The sequence below is a fragment of the Neorhizobium alkalisoli genome (assembly GCF_007829835.1).
In the GTDB taxonomy this organism is placed as follows: Bacteria; Pseudomonadota; Alphaproteobacteria; order Rhizobiales; family Rhizobiaceae; genus Neorhizobium.
In genome coordinates this window covers 1-1,910 of the sequence record NZ_VIWP01000035.1, presented here as the reverse complement: position 1 = coordinate 1,910, position 1,910 = coordinate 1, and the positions used below count along the sequence as shown (strand labels likewise).

The 1,910-nt window shown below is 56.8% G+C and carries 3 protein-coding genes; 1 reads left to right on the top strand and 2 read right to left on the bottom strand.

Annotated elements, in window-relative coordinates; translation table 11 throughout:
* Nucleotides 1–804: IS66 family transposase (gene tnpC, locus FHW37_RS33370; protein ID WP_246691065.1), on the top strand; the 804-nt coding region annotated here is incomplete at its 5' end.
* A 20-nt stretch (nucleotides 805–824) separates the two neighbouring features.
* On the opposite strand, the gene FHW37_RS33365 is transcribed toward tnpC, so the two are convergent.
* Both FHW37_RS33365 and FHW37_RS33360 read right to left on the bottom strand, forming a co-directional pair.
* Complete coding sequence (locus FHW37_RS33365) at nucleotides 825–1,265, bottom strand: hypothetical protein (protein ID WP_145643862.1); 441 nt, start codon at nucleotides 1,263–1,265, stop codon at nucleotides 825–827.
* 383 nt (nucleotides 1,266–1,648) lie between these two features.
* Nucleotides 1,649–1,910 (bottom strand): hypothetical protein (locus tag FHW37_RS33360; RefSeq protein ID WP_145643861.1); only part of this gene is annotated, 262 nt, incomplete at its 5' end.

Here is a 1,910-nt window from a genome sequence, read left to right as displayed (position 1 = left end):
TTGCCTGCAAACCTCCTCAGAAGGGGGCGAGATCATCCCGGAATCACGGGGCGCAATCATCTCGGAACAAAGGGGCGGCTTCATCGGAATCGGCACACCTACGCTCCCGGTCGCGGGGGCATTCATGCCGAACGGATATTGCAGGGCTTCTCCGGCATCCTGCAGGTCGATGGCTACGCCGGATACAACAGGCTGATCGGGCCAGACAGGATTGGCCCAGACATTCGGCTTGCCTATTGTTGGGCGCACGCTCGTCGCAAGCTGGTGGATATCACCCGCAACAGCTCAGCACCCATTGCCGAGGACGGCGTCAAGCGGATCGGTGAACTGTATCGGATCGAGTCCGAACTGCGTGGCCTCGATCCAGAGGCTCGCCTTGCGGGGCGACAGGAGCGGTCAGCACCACTGGTCGCCGACATGCAGGCCTGGCTTGTCCATCACCGTGCCCGTGTCGCAACGAAGTCCCCGCTCGGCGAGGCTTTGGCCTACATCGCCAAATACTGGGACGGCCTGAAGCTCTTCCTGACCGACGGACGCATAGAGATCGACAACAACACCGTCGAGCGGACAATCCGGCCGATTGCTCTCAATCGGAAGAACGCGCTCTTTGCCGGGCACGATGCCGGAGCGGAGAACTGGGCGACAATCGCCTCGTTGATCGAGACGTGTAAGCTCAACGCCGTCGATCCGCTTGCCTATTTGACCGCGACCCTTACTGCTATCGTTACTGGCCACAAACAAAGCCAGATCGACGCCCTTTTGCCGTGGAACTATCTTCCCATACAATGCAGGTCACACCAATGACCGCAGTTGGCCATGAGCATTCACTCACCGTCATTCGGCTGCTGTAGGTTCGGACGCCGCACGCCCCATGCGGTGAACATGGCAACAAGCCATAGTACAAAAATAACGCCGTACCAGCGAGGAGCGGCCTGATAGAGATACGCCACCACCCCAAGAGCAATAACAGCAGCGGTTCCAACAGCAACCGCGATCAACCTTTCCTCCATGGTAGGCTCTGGCCGAGGCTGTAAATCAAAGGTCTTGGAAATCCGCGCAGCCACCCACACACCGAACTTCTTAGCCAGTTCATCGCCTTTTCGAGGTTCGCTCCCGTTGAGGCGCTTTATCAAAGCGATGATACAGAGCGCGAAAGGAACGATGTAAACGACCTCCACGGGAATGGCCGTGGTGATCAATACCGCTGGGATGACGAAAATCGAAAGGACACTCAGCAGGGCCACGCCACAGAAGAAGCGGATCATCAAGCGGCTCCAAACAAGCAAGTATCATTCGATGTTGCCCTGCTCTTCACCTTAGGTCCACCGCCTCAGTTGATCGTGGTTGATCAAAGATTACACGGCGTGTCGTGCCGTCGGCCTAACTTATATGATCGCTGTTGGAGCCATGCCGCCGCATCCGCTCTACAGCGATTGAAGTTTAATACTCCGATTGGGTATTAGCCAGCCAAGGTGGGATCAGCACATCGCTTACTTTGTACCTTCACCGAGGTTCCGTTGGTTCAATACGATGTTGTCTAAGACGTCCGCCCTCACATCGGTGATGATCAAAATCATGCCGAGTTGGCGGAGCTCTGGAAATTGCCACCAGTCGTCGCCCACACCGACCGTGCAGCGCTACCGCACCGTCAACGCCGCGGGCGCAGATCGATGACATCCAGCTCTTCAAGCGTCCGGACCACGACTTCGACCACCTCGGCATCGAAGTCATCCCTATCTGCCTCTTCGTGCGTCCCCTTGTTGAGATAGGTCCACACGAGGTTAGCTTCGGCAATTCCCAGTATTTTGCCATATGCTGTTGATTTCCACTGAGAGCTGACCCGGCGCAGCCCGATATTTCCATTGAGAATTGACCCATGTTTCAACCGTCCCTCGCATGTTTTCAGCGGG

Excerpts from the sequence above, each read along its gene's own strand:
- FHW37_RS33365 (WP_145643862.1), bottom strand. The coding sequence starts at position 1,265 with ATGATCCGCTTCTTCTGTGGCGTGGCCCTGCTGAGTGTCCTTTCGATT.